The sequence below is a fragment of the Burkholderia sp. WP9 genome, from assembly GCF_900104795.1.
GTDB lineage: Bacteria > Pseudomonadota > Gammaproteobacteria > Burkholderiales > Burkholderiaceae > Paraburkholderia.
The window spans coordinates 4,632,671-4,657,640 of record NZ_FNTG01000001.1 but is presented as its reverse complement, the minus strand read 5'-3'; the positions used below and the strand labels follow the sequence as shown (position 1 = coordinate 4,657,640).

The following is a 24,970-nucleotide window of genomic DNA, read 5'->3' as shown; positions in this document are numbered from 1 at the left end:
TTTACTCCCCCTTTCTGGTTGTTTCGTTCACAGCGTGCGTCGCTTCGCGTTGGCTCGCCACCAGCGCGGCCAGCGTGCTGATCGAGCGGAAGTGTTCGCGCGTGCGTTCGTCGTTCGCTGCGATGGTCAGTTGGTATTGTTTGCGCAGCACGATGCCGATTTCGAGCGCGTCGATCGAATCGAGACCGATGCCGTCGGTATCGAACAACGGTGCGTCGTCGTCGATATCGGCCGGGCTCAGGTCTTCCAGATCGAGCGCTTCGATCAGAAGCTGTTTAATTTCCAGTTTTAAAGAATCCATAATCGAACAGGTGCTGAGTAATGTGTGCTTCGACGGCGCTCGTCACGCTGCGCGCCGCGAGAGCCGGTGGAGTGTCATGGGCCGCGAGCTGATCGACGCCGAGCGGCTCGAGCACGTTCACGCGCATTCTGAACGCGCGTGCCGGCACGTCGTACCAGCGCATCTGCTTGGTGAATGCGGGCGGGTCGCAATCCATCAGCACCGGGACGATGGGAGCGCCGACTTTCAGCGCCATGTGCGCGAAACCGCGCGAAAAAGCGTGCAGCCGGTTCGGCCCGGGGCTACGCGTGCCTTCCGGAAAAATGATCATCGTATAGCCTGCGGCCAGCTGCTTCGCGCCGGCCTCGACGAGCTCCGCGGGGTCGGCATTGCTGACGTACTCCGCCGAACGCACGATGCCCCAGAAACACGGGTTGCTCCAGTGCGCGTTTTTCACCACGCAGCAGGCATGCGGCGTGAGCGACAGGAGCACCATCACGTCGAGATAAGTCGGGTGGTTGGCGACCACGATCGCCGGCCTTTCCGCGCGCAACGCCTGCACGCCCGACACTTCGAGTTCCATCACGCCGATGCGCTGCAACACCGCGACCAGCGCGCGGAAAAACCAGTGAATCACGCTCGTCACCGCGAACTGACGCGATGCACGGTGCGGCCACACCCACGCAAGCGGAAACACCACCACCGAGAACAGCACGCCGCATACGCCGAACACCACGAAGGCCATGCCGGTCGCGCAGAATCGCCAGCAATAATCAAGCCGCGCGATCATGCCAACTCCAATGCCACGTGGCGCCGGCGCCTTGCCACGCGGCGGGTAGGCCGGTTTCCAGACAATGCTGCACGGCCTGGCTCTGGGTCGCGAAAACGGTCGGCGAGCTGGCCTCGCTTGCCACAGGTTCGCTCGCCGGCGCGGATTCCCGGTCGGCCACTCGGCCCTCGGCCGCGGTGGTTTGACTCACCGGCGGGGATTCCCGCAGATCAGCGCGGGAAACGACACACGCCAATTCGCCCGTCACCGTTTCGCTATCGAGCAGGATCGCGATCGCGCCGCCCGGCACTTCGTCTTCGATCGTGCCGTAAGCCGGGTCGGCCGGTTCGTCCGCATAGACCAGCAGCATTGGCGAATCCGGCTGGGTGGCGTACTGTGCGTGCGCTTCCAGCAGCGCGTAACCGAGCGTTTCCGCGCCGGCCGAAATCGCACTCGCCGCCGACCGGTCACCACGCGCAATGCCGAACACGCCGGTCATGGCATTGAGCACCGACAGGCTGAACGCGGTAGGCGACACCGGCTCGCCCGCGCTGATGGCACGCAGGATATCCGTGGTGCGACGCAGTTCGCCGTGGCGCGACGCGAAAACGACCCGCGCAGCGTTCTGGGCGACACAGTCGTGCGCCACCTTCAGCGCCACTCTGGACAGAGTGCTCAGACGGCGCCGCACGATCGGCTCGATGAAGCCGATATCGGGTGCGGCAGATGCGGCAGCAGGCCAGCTAGACCAGCGAGCGACCGGAACGGTCCAGTGCAGATCGGGCATATCGGTGTTCGCGCGTAGAAGCGAGGAGAGGCTGAAGCGCCTGACGGAATACGGCACCGTCACAGCGTGTACGCGCCGCGCGGACCGGCAATCTCCAGCCGGGGTCGATCCAATCGTCTGATCTTATATAGGGTTCAGCGATTTAACGGCACATGGCCCCGTTTATTTAGGCACCCTCGCCGATTTGTCTGGAGGATGGCCTCAGGCGCCCTAAGATCGCCGAATCATACTGAATATTCTGGGATAAATCAGCCACAAAAGACGTATCCATCTGTATCCGTATCTATCGAGCGACGCCCCGCCAAAAACCCGTTGCGCGCGCCTGCGGCGCGATTTCCGGCTGCGCGGCCAGGTGCAAAAGCCGCTCGCGACACGGATTGCGGTCGACACGAGCGCAGAAGCATTTCGCGGAATTACATCATTACTTTCAACTAACTTTCTTAAACAATGTTTCAGATTGGAAGGTTTCCATGTCGGCAACTGCCGACCTTATAACCGGTCGACGACGCCGGGCCTATCTCAAGCCCGCCATTTGGGAGATGCAATGGCGTCCGCGGCTGACGGAGTCGATTATCGGCTGGCGCCATGCCTGTTATACTCCGTCCCTCATTGGGGAGTAGCCGCCTCGCGGCACGTGCGCACCGCTGTCATCGGGTGCGTCGCACGTGTGGTTCGCGGGGGCGCCTGTCAACAGACTTGGCCTGCACGGCCATGGCAGCCGCAGCCTCTGGCCTGGCGAGACCGATGATCCACACACCGCCGCAACAGGGCCCGGCGTGTCGTGGGTCGTCGCTCGTTCATCTCTCGGCCCGGGGAATCAACATAACGTGGATCACGCTTTTCTCATTTCGACCGGAGCAGTCGCGCTCGCCGAGATCGGCGACAAGACGCAATTGCTCTCGCTCGTCCTCGCGGCACGCTATCGCAAGCCGCTGCCGATCATTCTCGGCGTGCTCGTCGCCACGCTCGTCAATCATGCCTGCGCGGGCGCACTCGGCGCCTGGCTCGGCTCTCTGCTCACGCCGACCATCATGCGCTGGGCACTGGCCGTATCGTTTATCGGCATGGGGCTGTGGATTCTCGTTCCGGACAAGCTCGACGACGACGAGGCCAATACCAGCCGCACGCACTTCGGCGTGTTCGGCGCGACCGTGGTGACGTTCTTTCTCGCGGAAATGGGCGACAAGACGCAGATCGCCACGGTGGCCCTCGCCGCGCGTTTTCACGACTTCTTCGGCGTGGTGGCGGGCACCACGCTCGGCATGATGATCGCCAACGTGCCCGCGATCCTGCTCGGCGACCGTTTCGCGCATCGGCTGCCGACCAAACTCGTGCACGGCATCGCGGCGGTGATGTTCGTGATTCTCGGGACGATGGCGCTGTTCGGCGTGGGCGTTTAGGTCGGCGCTTAGGTCGGCGTTCAGTCGGCGCCTGGTCGGTGTTCGTGGTGCGGCCGGCTGGCAGTTCCTGGCGCTTGGCGGGCGCTTCGCGCTTCGCAATTGGCTTGGCTTGGCTTGGCTTGGCTTGGCTTGGCATCAGCCAAACAAACGGCCCGGCAGGATGACCTGCCGGGCCGTTTGTCTTGTTCACTGCCGGCCTTCGCGCCGCCGCGCGCCGCCACTCGGCATGAACTACTGAATGACTTTCGCGCCAGACGCCGGAGCCGGCGCGGCCGCGGGCGCGGCGCCGGTAGCGGCGATTTCGTTCGATGCGCCGCCGTTCTTGTCGAGCGGAATCTTCACCGTGTGGACGGCGCCGTTACCGAGCGGAAAATCGGCCAGCGCGCTACGCGCCAGATACGGCATGGCCCGCACGAGCGACGACTCGCCTCCCGAATTGCGCGCCGTCACGTTGTACACCTCTTTGCCGGTTGCCCGCTCGGTGATCCGTATGCCCAGCAGATGCGTGAAGATCGGATAGCTCTGGTTCACATACGTAGTGGGAAACGGTCCCCACGGCCCCCAAGGATCGAATGGCCGCCCCCAATACGGCGCGGGCCAGGGGTTGTAATACACCGGCTCCGCGACCGTCACCATATCCGAACGGATACCGTACGACAGGCCGACCAGATAACGCGCCTGGCCGCTATCGACCTGGCGGAAAGCATGCGTGGCGAGTTCATTCGCGACAAAGCGCTCGTAGGTGCTCAGTTCGAGATTGTTCTGCTGGTCCGCGGCCCGTGTGAATGCATAGGTGCGGGTGGCGTCGTTGCCGCTCCAGTCGGAGAAGGCCGTGACCTGAGTGGTCACGTAGGTCGTGCAGCCGGAAAGCAGCACCGTCAGCGCGGCTAGCAGCAGCGTGGCGCGGCGGGTCCATCGATCGAATTTCATGGTCTACCTCGTGAAGCTTCTCAATGTCTCTGTATTGTCCGTCATGACCGGCCCCGTAGGCGCGCAGGCTTTTTCATCACGCGGGCGCCCGATAATACGCTGACCGGTAAATTCGGTAAAAAGTTCGCTCCGCACAATTTGCCGAGGCTTTGTACAATGGCTCGACATGCCCGGCTCGCGCGCCAGAAGCGCGCCTGCCGACTCGAGTTCCAACACTACAGAACGCCATGGCCGATACCGCAACGCCCAATGTGATTCGCCGCGCCGACTACGCGCCGCCCGCCTTCCTGATCGACACCGTCGCACTGGAGTTCGATCTGGTTCCCGAACGCACGGTTGTCCGGAACACGATGCGCGTGCGTCGCAATCCGGAGGCGTCGCGCGCCGCGCATCTGGAACTGATGGGCGAACAGCTGGAGTTCGTCAGCGCCGCGATCGACGGCCAGCCGTTCACCAATGCGCACGCGCACGAACACGGCCTGCTGCTCGACAATGTGCCGGACCAATTCGAACTCACGCTCACCAGCATTTGCAATCCGGCTGAGAACACCACGCTGTCGGGCCTCTACGTGTCGGGCGGCAACTTCTTCACGCAGTGCGAGGCCGAGGGCTTCCGCCGCATCACTTACTTCCTCGACCGCCCGGACGTCATGGCGACCTTCACGGTCACGCTGCGCGCCAGCAAGGCCGATTATCCGGTGTTGCTGTCGAACGGCAACCTGCTCGAAGAAGGCGATTTGCCGGACGGCCGCCACTTCGCGCGCTGGGAAGATCCGTTCAGAAAGCCGAGTTACCTGTTCGCGCTGGTCGCCGGCAAGCTCGTCGCGCTGGAAGAACGCGTGAAGAGCGGCTCGGGCAAGGAAAAGCTGCTGCAGGTGTGGGTCGAGCCGCACGACCTGGACAAGACCCGTCACGCCATGGATTCGCTGATCCATTCGATCCGCTGGGACGAGGAACGCTTCGGGCTCGAACTCGATCTGGACCGCTTCATGATCGTCGCGGTGAGCGACTTCAACATGGGCGCGATGGAGAACAAGGGGCTCAACATCTTCAACACGAAGTACGTGCTGGCGAATCCCGAAACGGCAACCGACACCGACTTCGCGAACATCGAGGCCGTGGTCGGCCACGAGTATTTCCACAACTGGACCGGCAACCGCGTGACGTGCCGTGACTGGTTCCAGTTGAGCCTGAAAGAAGGCCTCACGGTATTCCGCGACCAGGAGTTCTCGGCCGACATGGCGGGCGGCGCAACGGACGAAGCCGCGCGCGCCACCAAGCGCATCGAGGACGTGCGCGTGCTGCGTCAGATGCAGTTCGCCGAAGACGCGGGCCCGATGGCGCACCCGGTGCGCCCGGAAAGCTACGTCGAGATCAACAACTTCTACACGATGACCGTCTACGAGAAAGGCTCGGAAGTCGTGCGGATGTATCAGACCCTGTTCGGCCGCGACGGCTTCCGCAAGGGCATGGATCTGTACTTCAAGCGCCATGATGGCCAGGCCGTGACCTGCGACGATTTCCGTCACGCGCTCGCCGACGCGAACGGCCGCGATCTCGCGCAATTCGAGCGCTGGTATAGCCAGGCCGGCACACCGCGCGTGTCCGTGCGCACGCAGTACGACGCCGCGCAGAAACGTTACAGCGTGACGCTCACGCAAGGCTACGGCGAAGGTGCGCCGGCCGCGCGCGAAACGCAAAAGGGTCCGCTGCTGATTCCGTTCGCGATCGGTTTGATCGGCAAGGACGGCCGCGACCTGCCGCTGCAACTGGAAGGCGAAGCGCAGGCCGGCCACGCGACCACGCGCGTGCTCGAATTCACGCAGACCGAACAGACCTTCACGTTCGTCAACGTGGCGCAAGAGCCGCTGCCCTCGCTGCTGCGCAATTTCTCTGCACCGGTGATCGTCGAATACGACTATTCGGCGGAACAGCTGGCGTTCCTGCTGGCGCACGACAGCGATCCGTTCAACCGTTGGGAAGCCGGCCAGCGGCTCGCCACGCGCGAACTGCTCACACTCGCCGGACGCGCCGCCACGGGCGTGCCGCTGCAACTCGACGATTCCGTGGTCGCCGCGTTCGCACGCGTGCTGACCGACGAAACGCTCTCGCCGTCGTTCCGCGAACTGGCATTGATGCTGCCTTCGGAAGCGTATCTGGCCGAACAGATGGCCGAATCGAATCCGGCCGCTGTGCATGCCGCGCGGCAATTCGTGCGCAAGCGTCTCGCCAATGCGCTCAAGAGCGACTGGCTCAAGGTGTACGAGCAGCATCGCACGCCGGGCGCATACGAGGCCACGCCGGAAGCGTCCGGTCATCGCGCGTTGAAGAACCTCGCGCTCTCGTATCTCGCTGAACTCGACGATCCGGCCGAAGCCGTGCGTCTCGCGTCCGCGCAGTACGACTCGGCGAACAACATGACCGACCGTGCGGCGGCATTGTCCGCGTTGCTCAATGCGTCGGCGGCCAATGGCGGCAGCGCCGAGGCGCAGCAGGCGCTGGACGACTTCTATCGGCGCTTCGAAAAGGAACCGCTCGTGATCGACAAGTGGTTCGCGTTGCAGGCCACGCAGCGCGGCAGCGCGCAACGTCCGGTGATCGACATCGTGCGCAAGCTGATGGCCCACCCGGCCTTCAACCTGAAGAACCCGAATCGCGCGCGCTCGCTGATTTTCAGCTTCTGCGCGGCGAACCCGGCGCAGTTCCATGCCGAAGACGGTTCGGGCTATGCGTTCTGGGCCGATCAGGTGATCGCGCTCGACGCCATCAATCCGCAAGTGGCCGCCCGCCTCGCCCGCTCGCTGGAATTGTGGCGCCGCTTCACGCCGACGCTGCGCGACGGCATGCGTGCGGCACTGGAGAAAGTGGCCGCGCAGGTGAAATCGCGCGACGTGCGCGAGATCGTGGAGAAAGCGTTGGCATGATGCGCGCCTGAGCGCTGTTGTCGCTTCGAAAAGCCGGCACGTGTTGCCGGCTTTTTTTTCACCTTGCGCTCGCCGGCAAGGAGGCGCGTGGCTGCAACGTTGGCCATCCGGACGACTGGCCGGCTCGCGCCGGCGGGGTGAAAGTAAACGTATTCACTTAACGGTTTACGTTTAACGCATCGCGTTATATCATCCCATGATCACGACATTCGGCGACAAAGCTACGGCGAGAATTTTTCAGGGCAAGTTCGTGTACTCACTGCCGCTTCACATGCAAACGCTCGCCTACCGCAAGCTGCTCATGATCGACGCCGCAGAGTCCGTCCGCGACCTGCACGCGCCGCCGGGCAACCGGCTGGAAGCGCTGCAAGGCCAGCGCAGCGGGCAATGGAGTATCCGGATCAATGCGCAATGGCGCATCTGTTTTCATTTCGTCGACGGGGAGGCGCTCAATGTCGAGATTGTCGACTATCACTGACTATTGGGAGACCGGCATGGTCATCAAACGCTCCGATCTGGATAACATCGATTTCTCGGATATCGACACTGGCAAGAGCATCCCGGAAATCCATCCGGGCAAGATTCTGTACAGCGAGTTCCTCGAACCGCTCGGCATGTCCGTCAATGCGCTCGCGCTGGCGCTGCGCGTACCGGCGCCGCGCATCAACGACGTGGTGCGCGGCAGGCGCGCCGTCTCGGCAGACACGGCGCTGCGGCTCGAACGCTACTTCGGCGCCAGCGCGCAGTTCTGGCTCAACCTGCAAATCGCTTACGACCTGCGCGTCGCCACCGCCGCCGCCGGCGAACAGATCGAACGTGAAATCGAACCCATGCCGAAGGCGGACCGCCCGAAAATGCCCAAGGTGTCGAGCGAACACGCCCGGGCCGCGGCGCTTGCGGCGAGCGTAAGCGGCAAACTTACGGCCGGCAAAGCGCGCCGCAAAACCTGATTTTCGCCACGCGTCGGTATGCCCGGCGGCATTGCCGCACACGGTTCGCGCGCAAAAGCACGGAGCGGACACAACGAACGGTTAAAATCGGAATATTCCTCAAGCCTTCCCGGAGTACAGCAATGGCTTTGCAACGTCGTACCACTCTCACGAAGTACCTGATCGAGCAGCAGCGCGAGACCAACAACCTGCCGGCCGATCTGCGCCTTTTGATCGAAGTCGTCGCGCGTGCGTGCAAGGCGATCAGCTATCACGTCAGCAAGGGCGCGCTGGGCGATGCGCTTGGCACGGCGGGCAGCGAGAACGTTCAAGGCGAAGTGCAGAAGAAGCTCGACATCCTGTCGAACGAAATCCTGCTCGAAGCGAATGAATGGGGCGGCAACCTCGCGGGCATGGCGTCCGAGGAAATGGAACAGTTCTTCCCGATCCCGGCGAACTATCCGAAGGGCGAATACCTTCTCGTGTTCGATCCGCTCGACGGCTCGTCGAACATCGACGTCAATGTTTCGATCGGCACCATCTTCTCCGTGTTGCGCTGCCCGGACGGCCAGCAGCCTACGGAACAGTCGTTCCTGCAACCGGGCACGCAGCAGGTCGCCGCGGGTTATGCGGTGTATGGTCCGCAAACCGTGCTGGTGCTGACCACGGGCAACGGCGTGAACTGCTTCACGCTCGACCGTGAGCTCGGGTCGTGGGTGCTCACGCAAAGCGACATGCGCATTCCGGTCGAAACGCGTGAATATGCGATCAACGCTTCGAACGAGCGTCACTGGTATCCGCCGGTCGAGCAATACATCGGCGAGTTGAAGGCCGGCAAGGACGGCTCGCGCCAAAGCGACTTCAACATGCGCTGGATCGCGTCGATGGTGGCGGACGTGCACCGCATCCTGAACCGCGGCGGCATCTTCATGTATCCGGCCGACAAGCGCACGCCGGACAAGCCAGGCAAACTCCGCCTGATGTACGAGGCGAATCCGATGGCGTTCATCGTCGAGCAGGCAGGCGGCGCTGCGACCAATGGCGAGAAACGTATTCTGGACATCCAGCCGAAGAGCCTGCATGAGCGCGTGGCCGTATTCCTCGGCTCGAAGAACGAAGTGGACCGGGTCACCCGCTACCATCTCGAAGCAAAAAAGTAAGTTCAGGGGCTTGCCAAACTCCTAAAGAAGTCCATATAATCTCGTTTCTCCTGATGCCGGAATAGCTCAGACGGTAGAGCAGCGCATTCGTAATGCGAAGGTCGGGGGTTCGATTCCTCTTTCCGGCACCAACAAGATTCAAGCAAAAAGCCCAGTCCTCGTGACTGGGCTTTTTGTTTTCCAAGCCTGCTTTCCCGCCTCTGCGCGCACTACAGCGAAAGCACACCGCACCGCCGTCTCATCCTCAAAACCCCGGCCGGTCGAACTGCGCCGTCACGAAAAGATTACGCGCCACGATCGAGTCTTCCACACGCGCCGGCTCCGCCCGCTGAGGGCCGTAAGCCGCGACCGCTTCCTGCGGCGCCGAAGAAAACCACAAAATCCGGCCGGCGCACTCGATTCCGACCTGACGACCTTTCCAGTACACAGCGTTTTCCATGGCGAAACTCTCCGAAGGGCGAAGACTGCCATCTTCCGCGCTGGCGGCGGCGCGTCCGTTATCCACCGCACCCTGCATCTCAGATAGCTGTAATGGGATGGTCACCCCCGCCTCTCAGCGAGTAGGCTGGAGATAATTTCCACCGGAGGCAACTTCCATGCAAAACGTCACGTTGGTTGGGATTGATCTGGGCAAGCACTCCTTTCACTTGCATGGGCAGGACAAAGCCGGCAAAGCCGTGTTTCGCAGGAAGTTCTCACGTAAGCAGTTGGTGGAGTTCTTCGCCACTTTCCACGCCTGCACCGTGGTGATGGAGGCATGCGCTGGCGCTCACTGGATGGCACGCAAGCTCAGTCAATTTGGACACACCGTCAAGCTGATCTCACCGCAATTCGTACGCCCGTTCGTCAAGAGCAACAAGAATGACTTCGTTGATGCGGAGGCCATCTGCGAGGCCGCTGCGCGACCTTCAATGCGGTTCGTGAGTCCGAAAACTGAATCGCAGCAAACGCTTGCAGCATTGCACCGCGTTCGCCAAGCCTTGGTACGTGACCGAGTACGCACTACCAATCAGATGCACGGATTCCTGCTCGAATTCGGGATAAGCTTGCCCGTTGGCCACGCCGTTGTGAAGCGCCTCTCCGTCGTACTGGCTGAACATCCGTTACCGCCGCGCCTCGTGGCGATTCTCGAACGCCTGCACGCGCACTTCAAATATCTTACCCAGCAGATCGGCGATATCGAGAAAGAGCTCGATCGGCAACTAGCCGAAGATCCGGTTGGGCAACGCCTGCTGACGATTCCAGGAGTTGGCCCGATCACCGCTAGTCTGCTTGCGTCAGAACTCGGCGACGGAAAGCAGTACCGATGCGGCCGAGACTTCGCCGCCGCAGTAGGCCTGGTGCCCAAGCAATACAGTACAGGCGGTAGAGCGAACCTGCTCGGGATCTCCAAGCGAGGTGACAAGAATATCCGCCACCTGCTGGTTCAGTGTGCCCGAGCGTTTATGCTTCGGCTCGACAGGCAGTCCGGACGCGTGGGCGATTGGGTCCGGGCAATGCTTACGCGGCGACATTCCAGCGTAGTTGCGTGCGCGCTGGCGAGCAAGCTTGCACGCATTGCATGGGCGATTGCAAACGCGAACACCGTTTTCGAGCGGCTGGCGTCCGTTCCGGCCTCGTGACGGACTATTGCAGATAGTTTGATGAAGTATCAACCCACCTGGTTTTGCGACTGCTGACAATTGATGACGTGAACGGCTAAACGGCCCGGCGGAAACCCTGAAAGGTTAACGAGCTTCCTAAAGCTGCAGCTGTTATTAGGACCGCCAGGCGCGATTCTCATCGTGGCGCGAGGAGAATTCCTCACATTGACGCCGGATAGATTTGTGCAAGCCACCCACCCATTAACATCAGTGTTGCAAAAATGGGGGTGACCATAGATTATCCATGATAGGCGGTGGATCCTGCTTAACGTAACGCGTGCGCCGCCCTTACCGTTCACTGGCATCATCACCAATTCGTCGGGCATGTTCCGTGCAATCTCTCAAGCGTTCGCCCGCCCCAGCATGCCTCGCTCATCCGCTATTCATCGAAATGGACGCCATTCGCAACAAGCCTCGCCCGGCACCGCCCGCTTCCGGCTCAACCACATTCACTGGTTTCGTGCGCGTGCGCGGCGCTCGGGAACACAACCTGAAAAACGTCGACGTGCAAATTCCGCGTGACGCGCTGGTCGTGTTCACCGGCGTGTCCGGTTCGGGCAAATCGTCGCTAGCGTTCGGCACGCTTTACGCCGAGGCGCAGCGGCGCTATTTCGAATCGGTCGCGCCGTATGCGCGGCGCCTGATCGAGCAGGTCGGCGTGCCTGAAGTCGACGCCATCGAGGGCCTGCCGCCCGCAGTTGCGTTGCAGCAGCAGCGCGGCACGCCGAGCGCACGCTCGTCGGTGGGCAGCGTGACCACGCTGTCGAGCCTCGTGCGCATGCTGTATTCGCGCACTGGCGACTATCCGCCGAAGCAACCCATGCTGTTCGCCGAAGACTTCTCGCCGAACACGGTGCAGGGCGCCTGTCCGACTTGCCATGGACTTGGCCGCGTGTACGAAGTCACCGAAAAGTCGATGGTGCCCGACGACTCGCTGACCATTCGCGAGCGCGCGATTGCCGCGTGGCCGCCCGCATGGCATGGACAAAATCTGCGCGACATTCTGGTGACACTCGGCTACGACGTCGATACACCGTGGCGCGACTTGCCGAAGAAGGACCGCGACTGGATCCTCTTCACCGACGAACAGCCCACCGTGCCCGTCTACGCCGGCCTTACTCCCAAGGAAACCCGCGCCGCGCTCAAACGCAAAGACGAGCCGAGCTATCAGGGCACTTTCACCGGCGCGCGCCGCTACGTGCTGCACACGTTCGCGAACACCCAAAGCGCCCTGATGAAAAAGCGCGTGTCGCAGTTCATGGTCGGCAGCGTGTGCCCGACCTGCCATGGCAAGCGGCTCAAGAAAGAAGCGCTGTCGGTGAAGTTCGCCGGACTCGATATCGGCGAATTCTCACTATTGCCGCTCGCGCGGCTCGCCGCGATGCTCGAACCGATCGCGCGCGGCGAATGGCCGGAACCGGACGCCGCGAACGCTGGCAACAGCGCGAGCAAAACCACCGGTAAAGGCAGCGTGCTCAGCAAGAGCGCCATGCGCGATGCCGTCGATAAGCGGGTCGCGGCAGGCGGTTCCGCGCACAAAGCCTCGCCCGACGTACGACGCACGCCGAACCTGTCGGAGGAGAAGCGCGTCGCTGCCCAGCGCATCGCGGCCGAACTGCTCGAACGCCTGACGACGCTGGTCGATCTGGGCCTCGGTTACCTCGCGCTGGAGCGCAGCACGCCCACGCTGTCTTCCGGCGAATTGCAGCGCTTGCGACTCGCCACGCAGTTGTCGTCGCAATTGTTCGGCGTCGTGTACGTGCTCGACGAGCCATCGGCAGGTCTGCATCCCGCCGATGGCGAAGCGCTCTTCAGCGCGCTGCAGGGATTGAAGGCGGCGGGCAATTCGCTGTTCGTCGTAGAACACGATTTGCAGATGATGCGGCGCGCCGACTGGCTGGTCGACGTCGGCCCGGCGGCCGGCGAAGCCGGCGGCCATGTGGTGTACAGCGGCCCGCCCGCCGGACTCGCGCAGGTCGAAGCGTCGCAAACGCGTCGTCATCTGTTCGCGCCGCCTGCGCCGGTGGAACGCAGCCCGCGCGAACCCGGCGGCTGGCTGCGGCTCGCCGGCATCACGCGCAACAATCTGCATGGACTGGACGCCGCGTTTCCGCTCGGCTGCCTGACGGCCGTTACGGGCGTGTCGGGCTCGGGCAAATCGAGTCTCGTCAGCCAGGCACTGCCCGAGCTGGTCGCAAGCCGCCTTGGACGCGTCTTCGACAATCCGGACGACGACGAGCAAGACCCGCTGCTCGCCGCGACCAACGTGCCAACCGGCGGCCATATCGCCGAAGGCATGGATGCGGTACGGCGGCTCGTGCGCGTCGACCAGAAACCGATCGGCCGCACGCCGCGCTCCAACCTCGCCACCTACACTGGCCTGTTCGACCACGTGCGCAAGCTGTTCGCCGACACGCCGCTCGCCCGCAAGCGCCGCTACAGCGCGGGGCGCTTTTCGTTCAACGTCGCGCAAGGCCGTTGCCCGACTTGCGAAGGCGAAGGCTTTGTCAGCGTCGAACTGCTTTTTCTGCCGAGCGTCTATGCGCCTTGCTCGACGTGTCACGGCACGCGCTACAACACGCAGACGCTCGAAATCACATGGCGCGATAAAAACATCGCCGAGGTGCTCGGCCTGACCGTCGACGCCGCCTGCGACTTCTTCGCCGACGAAGGCAGCGTGATGCGCGCGTTAAACGTGCTGCGCGACATCGGCCTCGGCTATCTGCGGCTTGGCCAGCCGGCCACCGAATTGTCCGGCGGCGAAGCGCAGCGCATCAAACTCGCCACCGAACTGCAACGCGCGCAACGCGGCGACACGCTGTACATCCTCGATGAACCGACCACCGGCCTGCATCCCGCCGACGTCGACCGGCTCATGGTCCAGTTGCAGGGACTCGTGGATGCGGGCAATACGGTGGTGGTCGTCGAGCACGACATGCGGGTCGCCGCGCAGAGCGACTGGGTCATCGACGTCGGCCCGGGCGCCGGCGACGCCGGCGGCAAGATCGTGGCGAGCGGCACACCGGCCCAGGTCGTGCAGGTCAAAGAAAGCCGCACAGCCGACTATCTGCGGCAGCAACTCGTAGCGTGATTGCAAAGGAAGCGTGCGCGCTAGCCAGCGCCGCGCTTTTCGTTCAGCCAAGTTCAAGTCGACTTCACCGGCAAACCAGCCGCCTACCCGGTGCCGGTGAAAACTCCCACGCCTAACGCACATGAAAAGCGAACGACAAAAGCCCACCATTCGCACTGCGCCGTTGGGCCGATTTATTCACGCACAAATCAAGAGAAGTGTTTTTCTCGTCAACGAAACCCGCAAACCGATCGTTTACGAAACAATGAGGGCTGAATGTGCCCGGACTGAAGCGCTCGGCAATTAACGAACGTTCGGCCCATTAAGAAGAAAATCCTGCCGATGCGGCAGCGCACAAAATCCGCGACTACTGGCTGATATAACTCAGTAGAAAGTGAGTGCCGCACAAAAACCGCGGCTGTGCGCTCAATCGCCCGTGGGACAAGGCTGGGAAGGACGTCGAAGAATTAGCGGACTGGTCTGACCGGCAACGAACTAATCGGTGCATCAACAATGAACCGATAAATTCTATTCAAACATTCCGTTCCATTGTTGGCCTGTGCCGTTAAAGCAACAAACAAGATGTGACCCGCATCAGGTTCTAGTGCAAAACGGGGACCGAGGCAGATAATCGGTTTGTAAAGGAGAAAGATCATGGATGCCAAACCACCGAAAGTTCCGACCCCGGATAAAGTCTTTTGCCCGGATCCGGAACCCGCTGGCGTCGAGTTTCTGGGTGCAGAACTGCCTGAGCACGTTCGCGCCTTTTTCGACGAACAACGCAAGTCGTGCGATTCGAAGTAACTGTGCAGTTGCGCGATGCAGCATCGGAATCCGCGCGCTCGGCGCGCGGAGAATGCTTGCACGCGTCCAGTTTCTCGTGTTTTGCCCGATATCGTGACGCGGGGTAAATCCGCCTGATTGGCACGAGCCTGGTCGAGCGGCTCGCGCATGCTTTTTGCTCGCCTTCTGGATGCCAGGCGGAAGTATTGTCGGCATTGCCGGCGCCGTTTGCTTTCGGCGCCGTTAGCTTTGCACGAAAACGAAGAGACGCCGCACGAGCGGCGCATCGTCTATTCTTCTGGTTTTCCTCCGCGGCCGTTCGGCCACTGCCATCCTCCATGAATCGTTCGTACCGCTTCGGCGCGTCATGCGCGCTCGCGTTCTTCGCTACCCTCGCATCCACGCCAGTTCCCGCTCTCGCGGATGGCGACGACACTGCGCTCACCAATCTGATTGCGCTCGCTTCGCAGCGTCTCGCGCTCGCGGAACCGGTGGCGCGCTGGAAGTGGGCGAATCACCAGGACATCACCGACACGCCGCGCGAGAAAGCGCTCCTCGCCGATGTCGAAAAACGCGCCGTCGCGGCAAACGTCGACCCTACATTCGCCCGCGCCTTCTTTCAGGATCAGATCGACGCCAGCAAGGAGGTGCAAAACGCCCTGTTCGCGTCGTGGCGCAGCACGCAAGCGCCGCAAGGCCCCGCGCCCGATCTGGCGAGCAGCACGAGACCGCAGTTGGACCGGCTGACACAATCGCTCGTGGCCGGCCTTGCACGCGTGCAACCGCTGCGTGCTGCTCCGGATTGTCCGTCGCGCGTTGCGCAATCGCTAGCCAACTGGAAGTCGCTGACGCGCTACGATTCGCTTCGTTCGAGCGCCTTGACTCGCGCCCTTGGTCACGTGTGTGAAACGGGCGGAGTGGGCGCGACGGGCTAATGGGTGGCGGCGTGGAGCGCGCAGCCTGAAGCTTGACAGTCTGGCGCAGCGGCCGCGTGTACTTGTCCGTCCTGAACGGCGGGAGATCTATAGGCTGGAAACCAAGCGAGGTACAACGAAGCCGCCAAATTCCCAACCGGCTGACTCCGTCAAGCTACATTCGCCACGGGCGTCACGCTCGATACGCCCAGCGGCATCACACGCAAGCCGCGGGCAAGATGGCTTTGCAAAATGCGGTACGTTGACAGTTCAAATGCTCCCTCAGCGTTCGACGCATGCAATTCGGCGGCCTCCGCGAGCGACGCCGCATGGCCCACATAGCGCCAACGGTCGACGACATGAAACGCGCGCGCCTGCGACGCTTCCTCCCGCTCCTCGAAGACGATCGGCCCCTCGAACGGCCAGGGCGCATCCGCCGGATCGCTCTTTGCGACACGCGGCACCCTGTTATGGCCGGGGCGCAACTTCGCGATCCATTGCGCCTCGGCCAGCATGGCGCCCAATTCGCCGCCGGTTGCCCGCCACTCGACCCGCCGCACCTGTTGCGCAAGCCGGATATCTTTGGACGAGCGCCGCTCGCCGGTCAGGTGTGAACGCAGTCGCTGACGCACGCGCACACTTCGTCCGACATACAGCGGCATGTCCTGGTCTCCGTAGAATGCATACACGCCACAACCTGCAGGCGCGGTGTCGAGCAGATCTTCCGTGATGTCGCCGGCAAGCCGATACCGCCGCGTGCTGCGCTCGATCTGGGCGCGCAGTACGTCGAGCGGCACGAGGCCGTGCAGACGCTGCCAGAATTGCCAGATCAGATCGGCGTCGGCGAGTGCGCGGTGACGATCAGACGGCACGAGCGTGTGGCGTTCGACCAGAGCGTCGAGACCGTGGCGTTTCTCGGCCGGGAACAATGCGCGCGACAAACGCACGGTGCACAGCACATCGGGATCGAACGCCAACCCCACCCGGCGAAACTCGCCGCGCAGAAAACCACGGTCGAAACTGGCGTTATGCGCGACGAACAGTTTGCCGTTCAGACGCTCAAAAAGAGCGGGGGCGATAGCCTCGAAAGTCGGCGCTCCCCGCACCATCGCATTCGTGATGCCGGTGAGCTGCTGGATAAACGAGGGAATCGGTTGTTGAGGGTCGACCAGACTGCTCCAGCGCGACACGCCGGCAGGTCCGACTTCGACCACGCCGACCTCGGTGATGCGATGCTCGGCAGTCGAGCCGCCAGTAGTTTCAAGGTCGACGAATACGATCGGACCATTCAGGGCCGGTTCCGGCAAAAACTGTTCAGACATGGAAAAGGATACTTTGGACGCGTGGCTTTGCGGCAAGTATGCACCAGTTGGCCCCGGTGGACCCGGACGGCATCGTATTACGTTTGCCCCGCGAGGCGCGAACACACTGTTTTCGCGCGGGCGAGCGGCGGCACTAAAACGATCACTCGTTATGTTTCTTCGCGGCGAACTTCCAGGAACTGCGCCGAAGGTATTGGGTGATTCTCTGTGCCATTCAAATCATTCCGCACCAGATAGTCAAATCAGTCTTCCGCGGAAAGACAACAAACGACATAAAAAACCCTCGCGTTTTGCGAGGGCCTGCGCGCACTGCGCTGTTAGGCGAAACATGGACCAGCAGAGCCGGTTATTACAGCGGCTGGATGTTCGCTGCCTGCTTGCCCTTCGGGCCCGCCTTGACGTCGAACGAGACGCGCTGGTTTTCTTTCAGCGATTTGAAACCGTCAGCGCGAATCTCCGAAAAGTGCGCGAAGAGATCTTCGCCGCCCGAATCCGACGTGATGAAGCCAAAGCCCTTAGCATCGTTGAACCATTTGACGATACCCGTTTCCATTTTCCAGTTTCCCTCGATGATTTTTTAAAATCGGGCATTGCACTCATGCCGAATATCACCTGCCCATGCGACAGGATCTGTCGGGCGATAATCGGAATTGCCGTTATACGGGGAACGACGAAATTCCGTCAAGCGAAATTTTCATATACGTTTATCGCGCTACCCGATAAAGCTGCCTCATTTTAATAAAATCCCTCATTACATTATTCAGTAAAAACCGAATAACTACACGTCATTATTACTTGTCCGGTTGCGAAGCATGCTCTAAAACGGGAAAAACTTTCGTGGTATGCGGGTGGTGTAACAATCCATGTTATCAGTAAGTGTTTGTCCGACTTGCTGCATGGCATTCACGACGGGATGATTGAGAGCAGTAGTCAGTAGTAACGCGCTTTAGGAGATTGCCATGCTGTTCAACGAAATTCGTCGTCTCGTGACCTGGCTGACCCACTCGCACGCGAACACACCTTCCGGCGCATCCGCGCCGCTCGCCGAAACTCCGTCCGCATTCGAATTCGATCCCATGTGGCACGGCGATCATTGGCAGAACCTCCTGTCGTCGCCCATGGACGCGCGCCGGTATGTCATGGAGGACTGGAGCGTCTCCACCACGGACAACTGGAACGAACAGGACGGTACGGCGCCGGCACACTGATCGCATTCGCCAATTAGCGAGTGCGGCGGGCGGACGAAAAAAAAGCGAGACTGGGAAGTCGCGCCGACAAAGGTTTGGAGATCTTTCTCGTCAACGAAAAAGTCTGCTTCGGAAAGCAGAACTTTCAGTATAGCGTTTCAGCCCATTTCGATTATTCACACAAATAACAATCATCTATTTCGATAACAACAATAATCTTATTTTTACGAATTATTGCGTTGTTTTTTTGCATCGATTACTGTCGCAAATCAGCAACGCAAGTTCATCCCCACGCAATTTCCATCCCTTCGAAAACGTCGGAAGCCTTTGTTTATAAGGCTTAAACTGCATTCGCATATCGTTTCCGAACGCGTAATACTTTATTGCGCAAATCGGAACGTCCAATTCGCGAAGTGTCTCTCTACACTCTGCCTAACCGGAAACCGGCGCGATTTGGTTCACCGCGCTTCTCACTCGGATTACGCCTCTCGCAGCGCCCGCGTGAAGGTCTCCTTAAGCCTGGGTTCATGCCCACTCTCGCTCTCGGAGTTACAAAATGAAAAAGACACTCATGGTCGCGGCCCTCACGGGGGTTTTCGCAACGGCTGCTCACGCCCAAAGCAGCGTCACGCTGTATGGCTTGATCGACGCCGGCATCACCTATACGAACAACCAGCACGGTCACAGCAACTGGCAGGAAACGAGCGGCTCGGTGAACGGCAGCCGCTGGGGCCTGCGCGGTTCCGAAGATCTTGGCGGTGGTCTGAAGGCCATTTTCACGTTGGAAAACGGCTTCGGCATTAATGACGGCACGCTCAAGCAAGGTGGCCGTGAATTCGGTCGTCAAGCGTTCGTGGGCCTGACGAGCGATCAGTTCGGCTCCGTCACCCTGGGCCGTCAATATGACAGCATGGTCGACTACGTCGGCCCGCTGGCACTGACCGGTACGCAATACGGCGGCACGCAGTTCGCACACCCGTTCGACAATGACAACCTGAACAACTCGTTCCGCGTCAACAACTCGGTCAAGTACCAAAGCGTGAACTACGGCGGCTTCAAGTTCGGCGCGTTGTACGGCTTCTCGAACCAGGCCGATGGCTTCGCGAACAACCGCGCTTACAGCGCGGGCGCGTCGTACAACTGGGGCGGCCTGAACCTTGCCGCTGCTTACCTGCAACTGAACAGTAACGGCGCGACCAGCGCGGCTGCGGCGTTCAACTCGGGTGGCGCGGTGTCGAGCGACAACACGTTCTTCGCGGGTCGTCAGCAAACGTGGGGCGCGGGTGCGAACTACTCGTTCGGCCCGGCAACGGTCGGCCTGTTGTACTCGCAAACCAACCTGTCGAGCCTCGCCGGTATCGGCGCTAGCGCATCCGGTCAAACGGGCGGTATCGGCTTCGCTAACAACAGCGCTCACTTCCAGAACTTCGAAGCGAACGCTCGTTACGCGCTGACGCCGGCGGTCAGCATTGCCGGTTCGTACACGTACACCCGCGCAAGCCTGGCTGGCACGCGCCCGCACTGGAACCAGTTCAACCTGCAAACCGCGTACGCGCTGTCCAAGCGTACCGACGTGTATCTGCAAGGCGAGTACCAGCAAGTCAACGAAAACGCTATCGTCGATGCCGACATCAACGGTCTGGCCGCTTCGAGCAACAACAAGCAAATTGCTGTGACCGCAGGTTTGCGTCACCGCTTCTAAAGCTGCGTAGCGTAGCCGCAGTGTCGAAGGCGCCGGTCGCGGCGCCTTTTTTTATGCCGCGTCGCCCGCGGTTCCTGGTGAGAACACGATAGACCGCGCATTGGAGCCCGGCCTAACCGCCGGCATCTGGCGGAGGATATTTGACGTCCAGTATGTCGATCGGCTGCGGGCCGGCAGGGGTATACAACGTCACCGCATCGCCGATCTTTGCCTTGAGCAGCGCTCGCGCAATCGGCGAAATCCAGCTCACGTGGCCGATATCGAGATCGACTTCGTCGACACCGACAATCGTCACCGTGTGCACCTCGCCATCTTCGGTCGCGTACTCGACAGCCGCGCCGAAGAACACCTGGTCGACGTTCTCCTGCTTACTGCTGTCGACGATTTCAGCAAGATCGAGGCGCTTGGTGAGAAAACGGATGCGTCGGTCGATCTCGCGCAAGCGGCGTTTGCCGTAGATGTAATCGCCATTTTCGGAGCGATCGCCGTTTGAGGCGGCCCACGAGACCAGCTTAACCACTTCCGGCCGCGCGACGTCGATCAGATGCAGCAGTTCGTCGCGCATGCGCCGGTAGCCGGCGGGCGTGATGTAGTTTTTCGTACCAGCGGGAACGTCCGGCTGGGCGACGTCGAGATCGTCGTCATTCTCTTCGCTCGACTCTTTGACAAAGGCCTTGTTCATGATGGTCCGGTAACTGCAGCAAGCGACTGCCTATCAAGGGTACACGATCACGACTATGAGACAAATCGCAGTTACATGCTTCCCTTTTTCAAAACCTTTGCTATAATCTCGTTTCTGCGTGCGGCTGTAGCTCAGTTGGATAGAGTACTTGGCTACGAACCAAGGGGTCGTGGGTTCGAATCCTGCCAGCCGCACCACTTATTCGAGGGCCTTCCTCCTGGAAGGCCCTTACGTTTTACCCAGTTTCAGTGCAGTAAATAAGCGTCACCCGTTTAGCGTGCGGCTGTAGCTCAGTTGGATAGAGTACTTGGCTACGAACCAAGGGGTCGTGGGTTCGAATCCTGCCAGCCGCACCACCTATAGAGGGCCTTCCGATCGGAAGGCCCTTTGTTTTTGCCGCTCAGCTCTTTGTCCCTCAGCCTTTTTTCCCCGCAGCACCGCCCTCGCAGCTTCCCGCCGCGGCGCAGCATGCGCCATTAGCGTGGCGGCGACTGAATATCCCCGATCTGCCCGTCCGGGCTGGGGGCATCCCCAAACGAATGTCCCGCCACGTGATCGCCGGCGATTTCCCGCTCGCCGATCGGCTGCGCCCGGCCGCCGGTCAGCGCCTGCGCCTCGTGCAGCACATCGCCGACGGTATCGCCGAAACGGCTTTCGACGAACGCCCGCAAGAGCGCGACCCGCAACGAGTCGCCCCGCCCTTCCACCGTGCGGTGCCCGCCTTCGAATTCCGCGATGCAGTGAGCCGCGCCGCGGTGGGTTCTCTCGCGCACCTCGAGCCGCTGCGCGCGCTCCAGTACCGCCGCCGCCGCCTCCCACGACGTGGACGGCGTGAAACGGCCGTCCCACGGACGCCCGCGGTCATTGCCGCGAATCGACACGGTTTCGCCGCTATCGGTAAAGTGGATTTCGCGCACGAAGTCGTGCAGGCTGCGGGCGACCCAATAATCGAGCGCCAGTCCGGTGAGGTCAGCTACATTCACAAGCGTTCTCCCTGAGTTTCGGGTGAGACTCGCGCGTAGCCGGTGCGTTCAGATTCGAACGAAGAGATTGGACGCGCCCCGAGGTCGACTCAGGGCAACTGCCGCCGATCAGTAATCCGCCCGCTCGCGGTCGATCCGCATCCCGCCGTCGTGACGGTGATGCCCTTCTTCGCTTGGTCGCTCCCGTGCAATGCGCATGACGTCCGGGTTTGTCCGCACCCGGCGCATGACATTGGCCAGATGAACGCGATCGCTGACCTGGATCACGAAGCGCAATACGGTGGATTCCTGCGACAGATCCTCGTCCATTGCAATGTGGACGATGTTGGCGTCCGCCGACGTGATATCCGCCGCCACGCGGGCAAATACACCCTTGGTGTTCTTGACCAGCACTTTCACGGCGACGTCGAACAGACGGCCCGGTTGCGGCGCCCATGCAACGTCGATCCAGCGGCCCGGATCGCGCCGGTGGATACGCTGCGCGACACGGCAATCCGTAGTGTGGATCGCCATGCCGAGGCCAATGCCGATATAGCCCATGATGTCGTCGCCCGGAATCGGACGGCAGCACGCGGACAGCTGCACCGACATCCCCTCGGTCCCGGTGATGACGACCGGCGGCGCATGCGGGGCATTGCTGTCGGAGCGCGAGCCGTCGTCGTCGGCGTCGCGGCCGCTCATCAGCACTTCGATGCGCTTGGCCATGACCGCTGCGACGCGCCGGCCGAGACCGATGTCCGCGAAAATTTCCTGACGGTTCTTGTTGCCGGTCCACTGCACGAGCTTTTCCCACGCTTCCGGCGTGACATCCGAAAGCGCCAGCCCATAGCCCTTCAGCGACTGATCGACCAGACGCTCGCCGAGCTGAACGGATTCGTTCAGCCGCATAGTCTTCAGGTAATGGCGGATCGCCGAGCGCGCCTTGCCGGTGCGCACAAAACCGAGCCATGCCGGATTCGGCTTCGAATAAGGGGCGGTGATAACTTCGACGATATCGCCGCTCTTCAACTCGGTGCGCAGCGGCAGCAGTTCATTGTTGATCTTCACCGCGACGCATTGGTTGCCCAAGTCGCTGTGGATCGAATACGCGAAGTCGAGCGCCGTGGCGCCGCGCGGCAGCGCCATGATCTTCGACTTCGGCGTGAATACGTAGACCGCGTCCGGGAACAGATCGATCTTGACGTGCTCGAGAAATTCGCTCGAATCGCCCGCTTCGCTTTGAATGTCGAGCAGCGACTTGAGCCATTGATGCGCGCGCTTCTGCACATCGTTCAGATCCGCCCCGCCGTTCTTGTACAGCCAGTGCGCGGCCACGCCCGCTTCGGCGATTTCGTGCATCTTGCGCGTGCGCACCTGAAACTCGATCGGCGCACCGAACGGGCCGACCAGCGTGGTGTGCAGCGACTGATAGCCGTTCACCTTCGGGATCGCGATGTAATCCTTGAACTTGCCGGGCACGGGCTTGTACAGCGCATGCAACGCGCCGATGCAGGTGTAGCACTCCAGCGCGCTATCCACGACGACACGGAAGCCGTACACGTCGAGCACCTGCGAAAACGACAACTGCTTGTCGCGCATCTTCTTGTAGATACTGAAGATGGTTTTCTCGCGACCGGTGACTTCGGCGTCGAGCTTCGCATCGGCAATGGCGCGCTGCACCGACTCGAGAATCTTGCCGACCACTTCACGCCGGTTGCCGCGCGCCGCCTTGACGGCTTTTTCGAGCGTGGCGTACCGATGCGGATTGAAGTTCGCGAAGCTCAGGTCCTGCAGCTCGCGATAGGTATTGTTCAGGCCGAGCCGGTGAGCGATCGGCGCGTAGATATCCAGCGTTTCGCGCGCCACGCGGCGGCGCTTCTCCGGCGGCACCGCGCCCAGCGTGCGCATGTTGTGCAGCCGGTCGGCGAGCTTCACCAGGATCACGCGGACGTCGCGCGCCATGGCGAGCAGCATCTTGCGGAAGTTTTCCGCCTGCGCCTCTTCGCGATTGCGAAACTCCATCTTGTCCAGCTTGGACAACCCATCGACCAGTTCCGCGACCTTCGCGCCGAAACGCTCGGCGAGTTCGGCCTTGGTCACGCCCTGGTCTTCCATCACGTCATGCAGCAGCGCCGCCATGATCGACTGCGCGTCGAGATTCCAGCCGGCGCAGATTTCCGCGACGGCGACCGGATGCGTGATGTACGGCTCGCCGCTCTGGCGGTACTGGCCGAGGTGGGCTTCGTCGCTGAAATGGAAGGCCGCCTTGACGTCCTTGATCTCTTCCGGCTGCAGATAGCCGGACAAGGCGGAGGTCAGCTTGGCAATGGAGACGACGTCATGCCGGCGCGGTTGCTCCGGCGTGGCGGTCGGGCCGAACAGATGGCGAAACGACTGTTCGAGGACCGCGTCGATGTACTTGCGTGCAGACGAGGGTGAGTCGACGTCGTGTTCCGCTTCGGTGGCGGTGGGCGGGGTAGCACTCATGTTCGCCTCCGTAGCGGTTAGGGTTGGACGCCGGTCTGCACGTGGATCAATTACAGGTGTGGCAATGCGCAATCGAAAACGGAACAGTGCGCCTTAAACAGGCACCTTCTTCAGCATTTCGACGCCGACCTGACCCGCCGCGATTTCGCGCAGCGCGACGACCGTGGGCTTGTCGCGGCTTTCGATCTTCGGCGTGTGGCCTTGCGCGAGCTGACGCGCGCGATAGGTTGCGGCAAGCGCGAGTTCGAAACGGTTCGGGATCTGTTTGAGGCAGTCTTCGACGGTAATGCGGGCCATGTTGGGTTCCTTCTCAGTATGTTGCTTATTCTACCTTATGTGCTGGCGTCACCGCCGCGCTCACGCGTGGGGCAGGTGAATGCCGAGCTGCACGAAAAGCTGCGTGTGGCGCGCGTATTGCGAGGCGAAGCGCGAACGCGTCGCCGCCACGAGACATTGCAGTTCGCTGAGCGCGCGATCGAACTTCTCGTTGATCACCACGTACTCCGCTTCCGCCGCGTGCGCCATCTCACTGCCGGCCGCGAGCAGCCGCCGCGTGATCACGTTCGGCTCGTCCTGGCCGCGCTTTTTCAGACGCTCTTCGAGCGCTTCGAGCGAGGGCGGCAAGATGAAGATTTCGACCGCGTTGTGAAACTGCTTTTTCACCTGCTGCGCGCCTTGCCAGTCGATTTCGAGCAGCACGTCATGGCCGCTTTTCATCTGGTCCTCGATCCACACGCGCGAGGTGCCGTAGTAATTGCCATGCACTTCCGCGCTTTCCAGAAACTCACCGGCGTCGTGCCGCCTCATGAAATCGTCGACGGTCGTGAAGTGATAGTGCTCGCCGTCCTGCTCCTTCGGACGCGGCGGGCGCGTCGTGTACGAGATCGACAGACGGATTGCGTCGTCGCCGGCGAGCAGCGCGTTCACGAGCGTCGACTTGCCGGCGCCCGAGGGCGCGACGACCATGAACAGGTTGCCGGGGTAAGCACCGGCGTACGGATTGCGCGGCGTTTCGCGGGTGTGGTGGTCGGTCATTTGT

Annotated in this window: 23 protein-coding genes, 3 tRNA genes and 1 riboswitch; of the genes, 14 read left to right on the top strand and 12 right to left on the bottom strand. The window is 61.6% G+C overall.

What is annotated here, in order from left to right; translation table 11 throughout:
• Position 1: 1 nt before the first annotated feature.
• The 3 genes from BLW71_RS20825 to BLW71_RS20815 are packed head-to-tail and all read right to left on the bottom strand — an operon-like array spanning position 2 to position 1,836.
• Positions 2-301, bottom strand: a complete 300-nt coding sequence (locus BLW71_RS20825; RefSeq protein ID WP_091799903.1) for a phosphopantetheine-binding protein — start codon at positions 299-301, stop codon at positions 2-4.
• Complete coding sequence (locus BLW71_RS20820; protein WP_091799900.1) at positions 276-1,070, bottom strand: lysophospholipid acyltransferase family protein; 795 nt, start codon at positions 1,068-1,070, stop codon at positions 276-278. The genes BLW71_RS20825 and BLW71_RS20820 overlap by 26 nt, the downstream gene beginning before the upstream one ends.
• Positions 1,054-1,836 carry a beta-ketoacyl synthase chain length factor gene (locus BLW71_RS20815; RefSeq protein ID WP_091801072.1) on the bottom strand — a complete coding sequence of 261 codons (783 nt, stop codon included), beginning with the start codon at positions 1,834-1,836 and terminating at the stop codon, positions 1,054-1,056. The genes BLW71_RS20820 and BLW71_RS20815 overlap by 17 nt, the downstream gene beginning before the upstream one ends.
• 599 nt (positions 1,837-2,435) lie before the next feature.
• Positions 2,436-2,652: riboswitch (yybP-ykoY riboswitch) on the top strand.
• Between the two features lie 11 nt (positions 2,653-2,663).
• Between BLW71_RS20815 and BLW71_RS20810 the strand changes: the two genes are divergently transcribed.
• Positions 2,664-3,236 carry a TMEM165/GDT1 family protein gene (locus BLW71_RS20810; RefSeq protein ID WP_091799897.1) on the top strand — a complete coding sequence of 191 codons (573 nt, stop codon included), beginning with the start codon at positions 2,664-2,666 and terminating at the stop codon, positions 3,234-3,236.
• Between the two features lie 231 nt (positions 3,237-3,467).
• On the opposite strand, the gene BLW71_RS20805 is transcribed toward BLW71_RS20810, so the two are convergent.
• Complete coding sequence (locus BLW71_RS20805) at positions 3,468-4,166, bottom strand: DUF4136 domain-containing protein (protein ID WP_091799894.1); 699 nt, start codon at positions 4,164-4,166, stop codon at positions 3,468-3,470.
• 227 nt (positions 4,167-4,393) lie between these two features.
• Here BLW71_RS20805 and pepN point away from each other — a divergent pair, with 227 nt between their 5' ends.
• The 5 genes from pepN to BLW71_RS20780 all read left to right on the top strand — a co-directional run bounded on the left by pepN (position 4,394) and on the right by BLW71_RS20780 (position 9,310).
• Complete coding sequence (gene pepN / locus BLW71_RS20800; RefSeq protein ID WP_091799890.1) at positions 4,394-7,090, top strand: aminopeptidase N; 2,697 nt, start codon at positions 4,394-4,396, stop codon at positions 7,088-7,090.
• Between the two features lie 196 nt (positions 7,091-7,286).
• Positions 7,287-7,568, top strand: coding sequence for a type II toxin-antitoxin system RelE/ParE family toxin (locus tag BLW71_RS20795; protein WP_091799887.1), 282 nt, complete (start codon positions 7,287-7,289; stop codon positions 7,566-7,568).
• Positions 7,569-7,584: 16 nt separating this feature from the next.
• Positions 7,585-8,040: a HigA family addiction module antitoxin gene (locus tag BLW71_RS20790; RefSeq protein WP_091799884.1), complete on the top strand. Its 456-nt coding sequence runs from the start codon at positions 7,585-7,587 to the stop codon at positions 8,038-8,040.
• 122 nt (positions 8,041-8,162) lie between these two features.
• Positions 8,163-9,179, top strand: coding sequence for a class 1 fructose-bisphosphatase (locus BLW71_RS20785; RefSeq protein WP_091799881.1), 1,017 nt, complete (start codon positions 8,163-8,165; stop codon positions 9,177-9,179).
• 55 nt (positions 9,180-9,234) lie between these two features.
• Positions 9,235-9,310: transfer RNA gene (locus BLW71_RS20780), tRNA-Thr, on the top strand.
• A gap of 113 nt (positions 9,311-9,423) precedes the next feature.
• On the opposite strand, the gene BLW71_RS20775 is transcribed toward BLW71_RS20780, so the two are convergent.
• On the bottom strand, positions 9,424-9,618 hold the full coding sequence (locus tag BLW71_RS20775) for a hypothetical protein (RefSeq protein WP_091801068.1): 195 nt from the start codon (positions 9,616-9,618) through the stop codon (positions 9,424-9,426).
• 157 nt (positions 9,619-9,775) lie between these two features.
• Here BLW71_RS20775 and BLW71_RS20770 point away from each other — a divergent pair, with 157 nt between their 5' ends.
• From BLW71_RS20770 to BLW71_RS20760, 4 genes are all read left to right on the top strand, one after another.
• The gene (locus tag BLW71_RS20770; RefSeq protein WP_091799878.1) at positions 9,776-10,801 is read left to right on the top strand and encodes an IS110 family RNA-guided transposase; all 1,026 of its coding nucleotides are present in this window, start codon (positions 9,776-9,778) and stop codon (positions 10,799-10,801) included.
• Between the two features lie 412 nt (positions 10,802-11,213).
• Positions 11,214-13,913: an excinuclease ABC subunit UvrA gene (locus BLW71_RS20765; protein ID WP_091799875.1), complete on the top strand. Its 2,700-nt coding sequence runs from the start codon at positions 11,214-11,216 to the stop codon at positions 13,911-13,913.
• Positions 13,914-14,546: 633 nt separating this feature from the next.
• Positions 14,547-14,696, top strand: a complete 150-nt coding sequence (locus tag BLW71_RS41730; RefSeq protein WP_007180815.1) for a hypothetical protein — start codon at positions 14,547-14,549, stop codon at positions 14,694-14,696.
• 317 nt (positions 14,697-15,013) lie between these two features.
• Positions 15,014-15,610 carry a chorismate mutase gene (locus tag BLW71_RS20760; protein WP_091799872.1) on the top strand — a complete coding sequence of 199 codons (597 nt, stop codon included), beginning with the start codon at positions 15,014-15,016 and terminating at the stop codon, positions 15,608-15,610.
• A 149-nt stretch (positions 15,611-15,759) separates the two neighbouring features.
• Here the strand turns inward: BLW71_RS20760 and BLW71_RS20755 are convergent, their stop codons facing one another.
• Both BLW71_RS20755 and BLW71_RS20750 read right to left on the bottom strand, forming a co-directional pair.
• The gene (locus BLW71_RS20755) at positions 15,760-16,911 is read right to left on the bottom strand and encodes an exonuclease domain-containing protein (protein ID WP_091799869.1); all 1,152 of its coding nucleotides are present in this window, start codon (positions 16,909-16,911) and stop codon (positions 15,760-15,762) included.
• A gap of 349 nt (positions 16,912-17,260) precedes the next feature.
• Positions 17,261-17,464, bottom strand: coding sequence for a cold-shock protein (locus BLW71_RS20750; RefSeq protein ID WP_007180812.1), 204 nt, complete (start codon positions 17,462-17,464; stop codon positions 17,261-17,263).
• A gap of 406 nt (positions 17,465-17,870) precedes the next feature.
• Between BLW71_RS20750 and BLW71_RS20745 the strand changes: the two genes are divergently transcribed.
• On the top strand, positions 17,871-18,119 hold the full coding sequence (locus tag BLW71_RS20745; RefSeq protein ID WP_091799866.1) for a hypothetical protein: 249 nt from the start codon (positions 17,871-17,873) through the stop codon (positions 18,117-18,119).
• A gap of 535 nt (positions 18,120-18,654) precedes the next feature.
• Positions 18,655-19,800, top strand: coding sequence for a porin (locus BLW71_RS20740; protein WP_091799863.1), 1,146 nt, complete (start codon positions 18,655-18,657; stop codon positions 19,798-19,800).
• 112 nt (positions 19,801-19,912) lie between these two features.
• Here the strand turns inward: BLW71_RS20740 and greB are convergent, their stop codons facing one another.
• Positions 19,913-20,482 (bottom strand): transcription elongation factor GreB, encoded by a 570-nt coding sequence (gene greB / locus BLW71_RS20735; RefSeq protein WP_091799860.1) that lies wholly within the window; start codon positions 20,480-20,482, stop codon positions 19,913-19,915.
• Between the two features lie 120 nt (positions 20,483-20,602).
• Between greB and BLW71_RS20730 the strand changes: the two genes are divergently transcribed.
• Positions 20,603-20,679 (top strand) — tRNA-Arg (locus BLW71_RS20730).
• Between the two features lie 82 nt (positions 20,680-20,761).
• Positions 20,762-20,838, top strand: a tRNA-Arg gene (locus tag BLW71_RS20725).
• A 120-nt stretch (positions 20,839-20,958) separates the two neighbouring features.
• Here BLW71_RS20725 and BLW71_RS20720 read toward each other — a convergent pair.
• From BLW71_RS20720 to gmk, 4 genes are all read right to left on the bottom strand, one after another.
• The gene (locus tag BLW71_RS20720) at positions 20,959-21,465 is read right to left on the bottom strand and encodes a phage protein NinX family protein (protein WP_091799857.1); all 507 of its coding nucleotides are present in this window, start codon (positions 21,463-21,465) and stop codon (positions 20,959-20,961) included.
• Between the two features lie 108 nt (positions 21,466-21,573).
• Positions 21,574-23,931, bottom strand: a complete 2,358-nt coding sequence (locus BLW71_RS20715; protein WP_091799855.1) for a RelA/SpoT family protein — start codon at positions 23,929-23,931, stop codon at positions 21,574-21,576.
• A gap of 93 nt (positions 23,932-24,024) precedes the next feature.
• Entirely contained in the window at positions 24,025-24,228 is a 204-nt protein-coding gene (rpoZ, locus tag BLW71_RS20710) for a DNA-directed RNA polymerase subunit omega (protein WP_006025620.1), read from the bottom strand.
• A gap of 60 nt (positions 24,229-24,288) precedes the next feature.
• Positions 24,289-24,966 carry a guanylate kinase gene (gmk, locus tag BLW71_RS20705; RefSeq protein ID WP_091799852.1) on the bottom strand — a complete coding sequence of 226 codons (678 nt, stop codon included), beginning with the start codon at positions 24,964-24,966 and terminating at the stop codon, positions 24,289-24,291.
• Between the last annotated feature and the right edge of the window lie 4 nt (positions 24,967-24,970).

What these genes read in the sequence shown, in the direction of transcription:
- BLW71_RS20825 (WP_091799903.1), bottom strand. Translation starts at nt 301, where the DNA reads ATGGATTCTTTAAAACTGGAAATTAAACAGCTTCTGATCGAAGCGCTC.
- BLW71_RS20820 (WP_091799900.1), bottom strand. Translation starts at nt 1,070, where the DNA reads ATGATCGCGCGGCTTGATTATTGCTGGCGATTCTGCGCGACCGGCATG.
- BLW71_RS20815 (WP_091801072.1), bottom strand. Translation starts at nt 1,836, where the DNA reads ATGCCCGATCTGCACTGGACCGTTCCGGTCGCTCGCTGGTCTAGCTGG.
- BLW71_RS20805 (WP_091799894.1), bottom strand. Translation starts at nt 4,166, where the DNA reads ATGAAATTCGATCGATGGACCCGCCGCGCCACGCTGCTGCTAGCCGCG.
- pepN (WP_091799890.1), top strand. Translation starts at nt 4,394, where the DNA reads ATGGCCGATACCGCAACGCCCAATGTGATTCGCCGCGCCGACTACGCG.
- BLW71_RS20795 (WP_091799887.1), top strand. Translation starts at nt 7,287, where the DNA reads ATGATCACGACATTCGGCGACAAAGCTACGGCGAGAATTTTTCAGGGC.
- BLW71_RS20790 (WP_091799884.1), top strand. Translation starts at nt 7,585, where the DNA reads ATGGTCATCAAACGCTCCGATCTGGATAACATCGATTTCTCGGATATC.
- BLW71_RS20785 (WP_091799881.1), top strand. Translation starts at nt 8,163, where the DNA reads ATGGCTTTGCAACGTCGTACCACTCTCACGAAGTACCTGATCGAGCAG.
- BLW71_RS20775 (WP_091801068.1), bottom strand. Translation starts at nt 9,618, where the DNA reads ATGGAAAACGCTGTGTACTGGAAAGGTCGTCAGGTCGGAATCGAGTGC.
- BLW71_RS20770 (WP_091799878.1), top strand. Translation starts at nt 9,776, where the DNA reads ATGCAAAACGTCACGTTGGTTGGGATTGATCTGGGCAAGCACTCCTTT.
- BLW71_RS20765 (WP_091799875.1), top strand. Translation starts at nt 11,214, where the DNA reads ATGGACGCCATTCGCAACAAGCCTCGCCCGGCACCGCCCGCTTCCGGC.
- BLW71_RS41730 (WP_007180815.1), top strand. Translation starts at nt 14,547, where the DNA reads ATGGATGCCAAACCACCGAAAGTTCCGACCCCGGATAAAGTCTTTTGC.
- BLW71_RS20760 (WP_091799872.1), top strand. Translation starts at nt 15,014, where the DNA reads ATGAATCGTTCGTACCGCTTCGGCGCGTCATGCGCGCTCGCGTTCTTC.
- BLW71_RS20755 (WP_091799869.1), bottom strand. Translation starts at nt 16,911, where the DNA reads ATGTCTGAACAGTTTTTGCCGGAACCGGCCCTGAATGGTCCGATCGTA.
- BLW71_RS20750 (WP_007180812.1), bottom strand. Translation starts at nt 17,464, where the DNA reads ATGGAAACGGGTATCGTCAAATGGTTCAACGATGCTAAGGGCTTTGGC.
- BLW71_RS20745 (WP_091799866.1), top strand. Translation starts at nt 17,871, where the DNA reads ATGCTGTTCAACGAAATTCGTCGTCTCGTGACCTGGCTGACCCACTCG.
- BLW71_RS20740 (WP_091799863.1), top strand. Translation starts at nt 18,655, where the DNA reads ATGAAAAAGACACTCATGGTCGCGGCCCTCACGGGGGTTTTCGCAACG.
- greB (WP_091799860.1), bottom strand. Translation starts at nt 20,482, where the DNA reads ATGAACAAGGCCTTTGTCAAAGAGTCGAGCGAAGAGAATGACGACGAT.
- BLW71_RS20715 (WP_091799855.1), bottom strand. Translation starts at nt 23,931, where the DNA reads ATGAGTGCTACCCCGCCCACCGCCACCGAAGCGGAACACGACGTCGAC.
- rpoZ (WP_006025620.1), bottom strand. Translation starts at nt 24,228, where the DNA reads ATGGCCCGCATTACCGTCGAAGACTGCCTCAAACAGATCCCGAACCGT.
- gmk (WP_091799852.1), bottom strand. Translation starts at nt 24,966, where the DNA reads ATGACCGACCACCACACCCGCGAAACGCCGCGCAATCCGTACGCCGGT.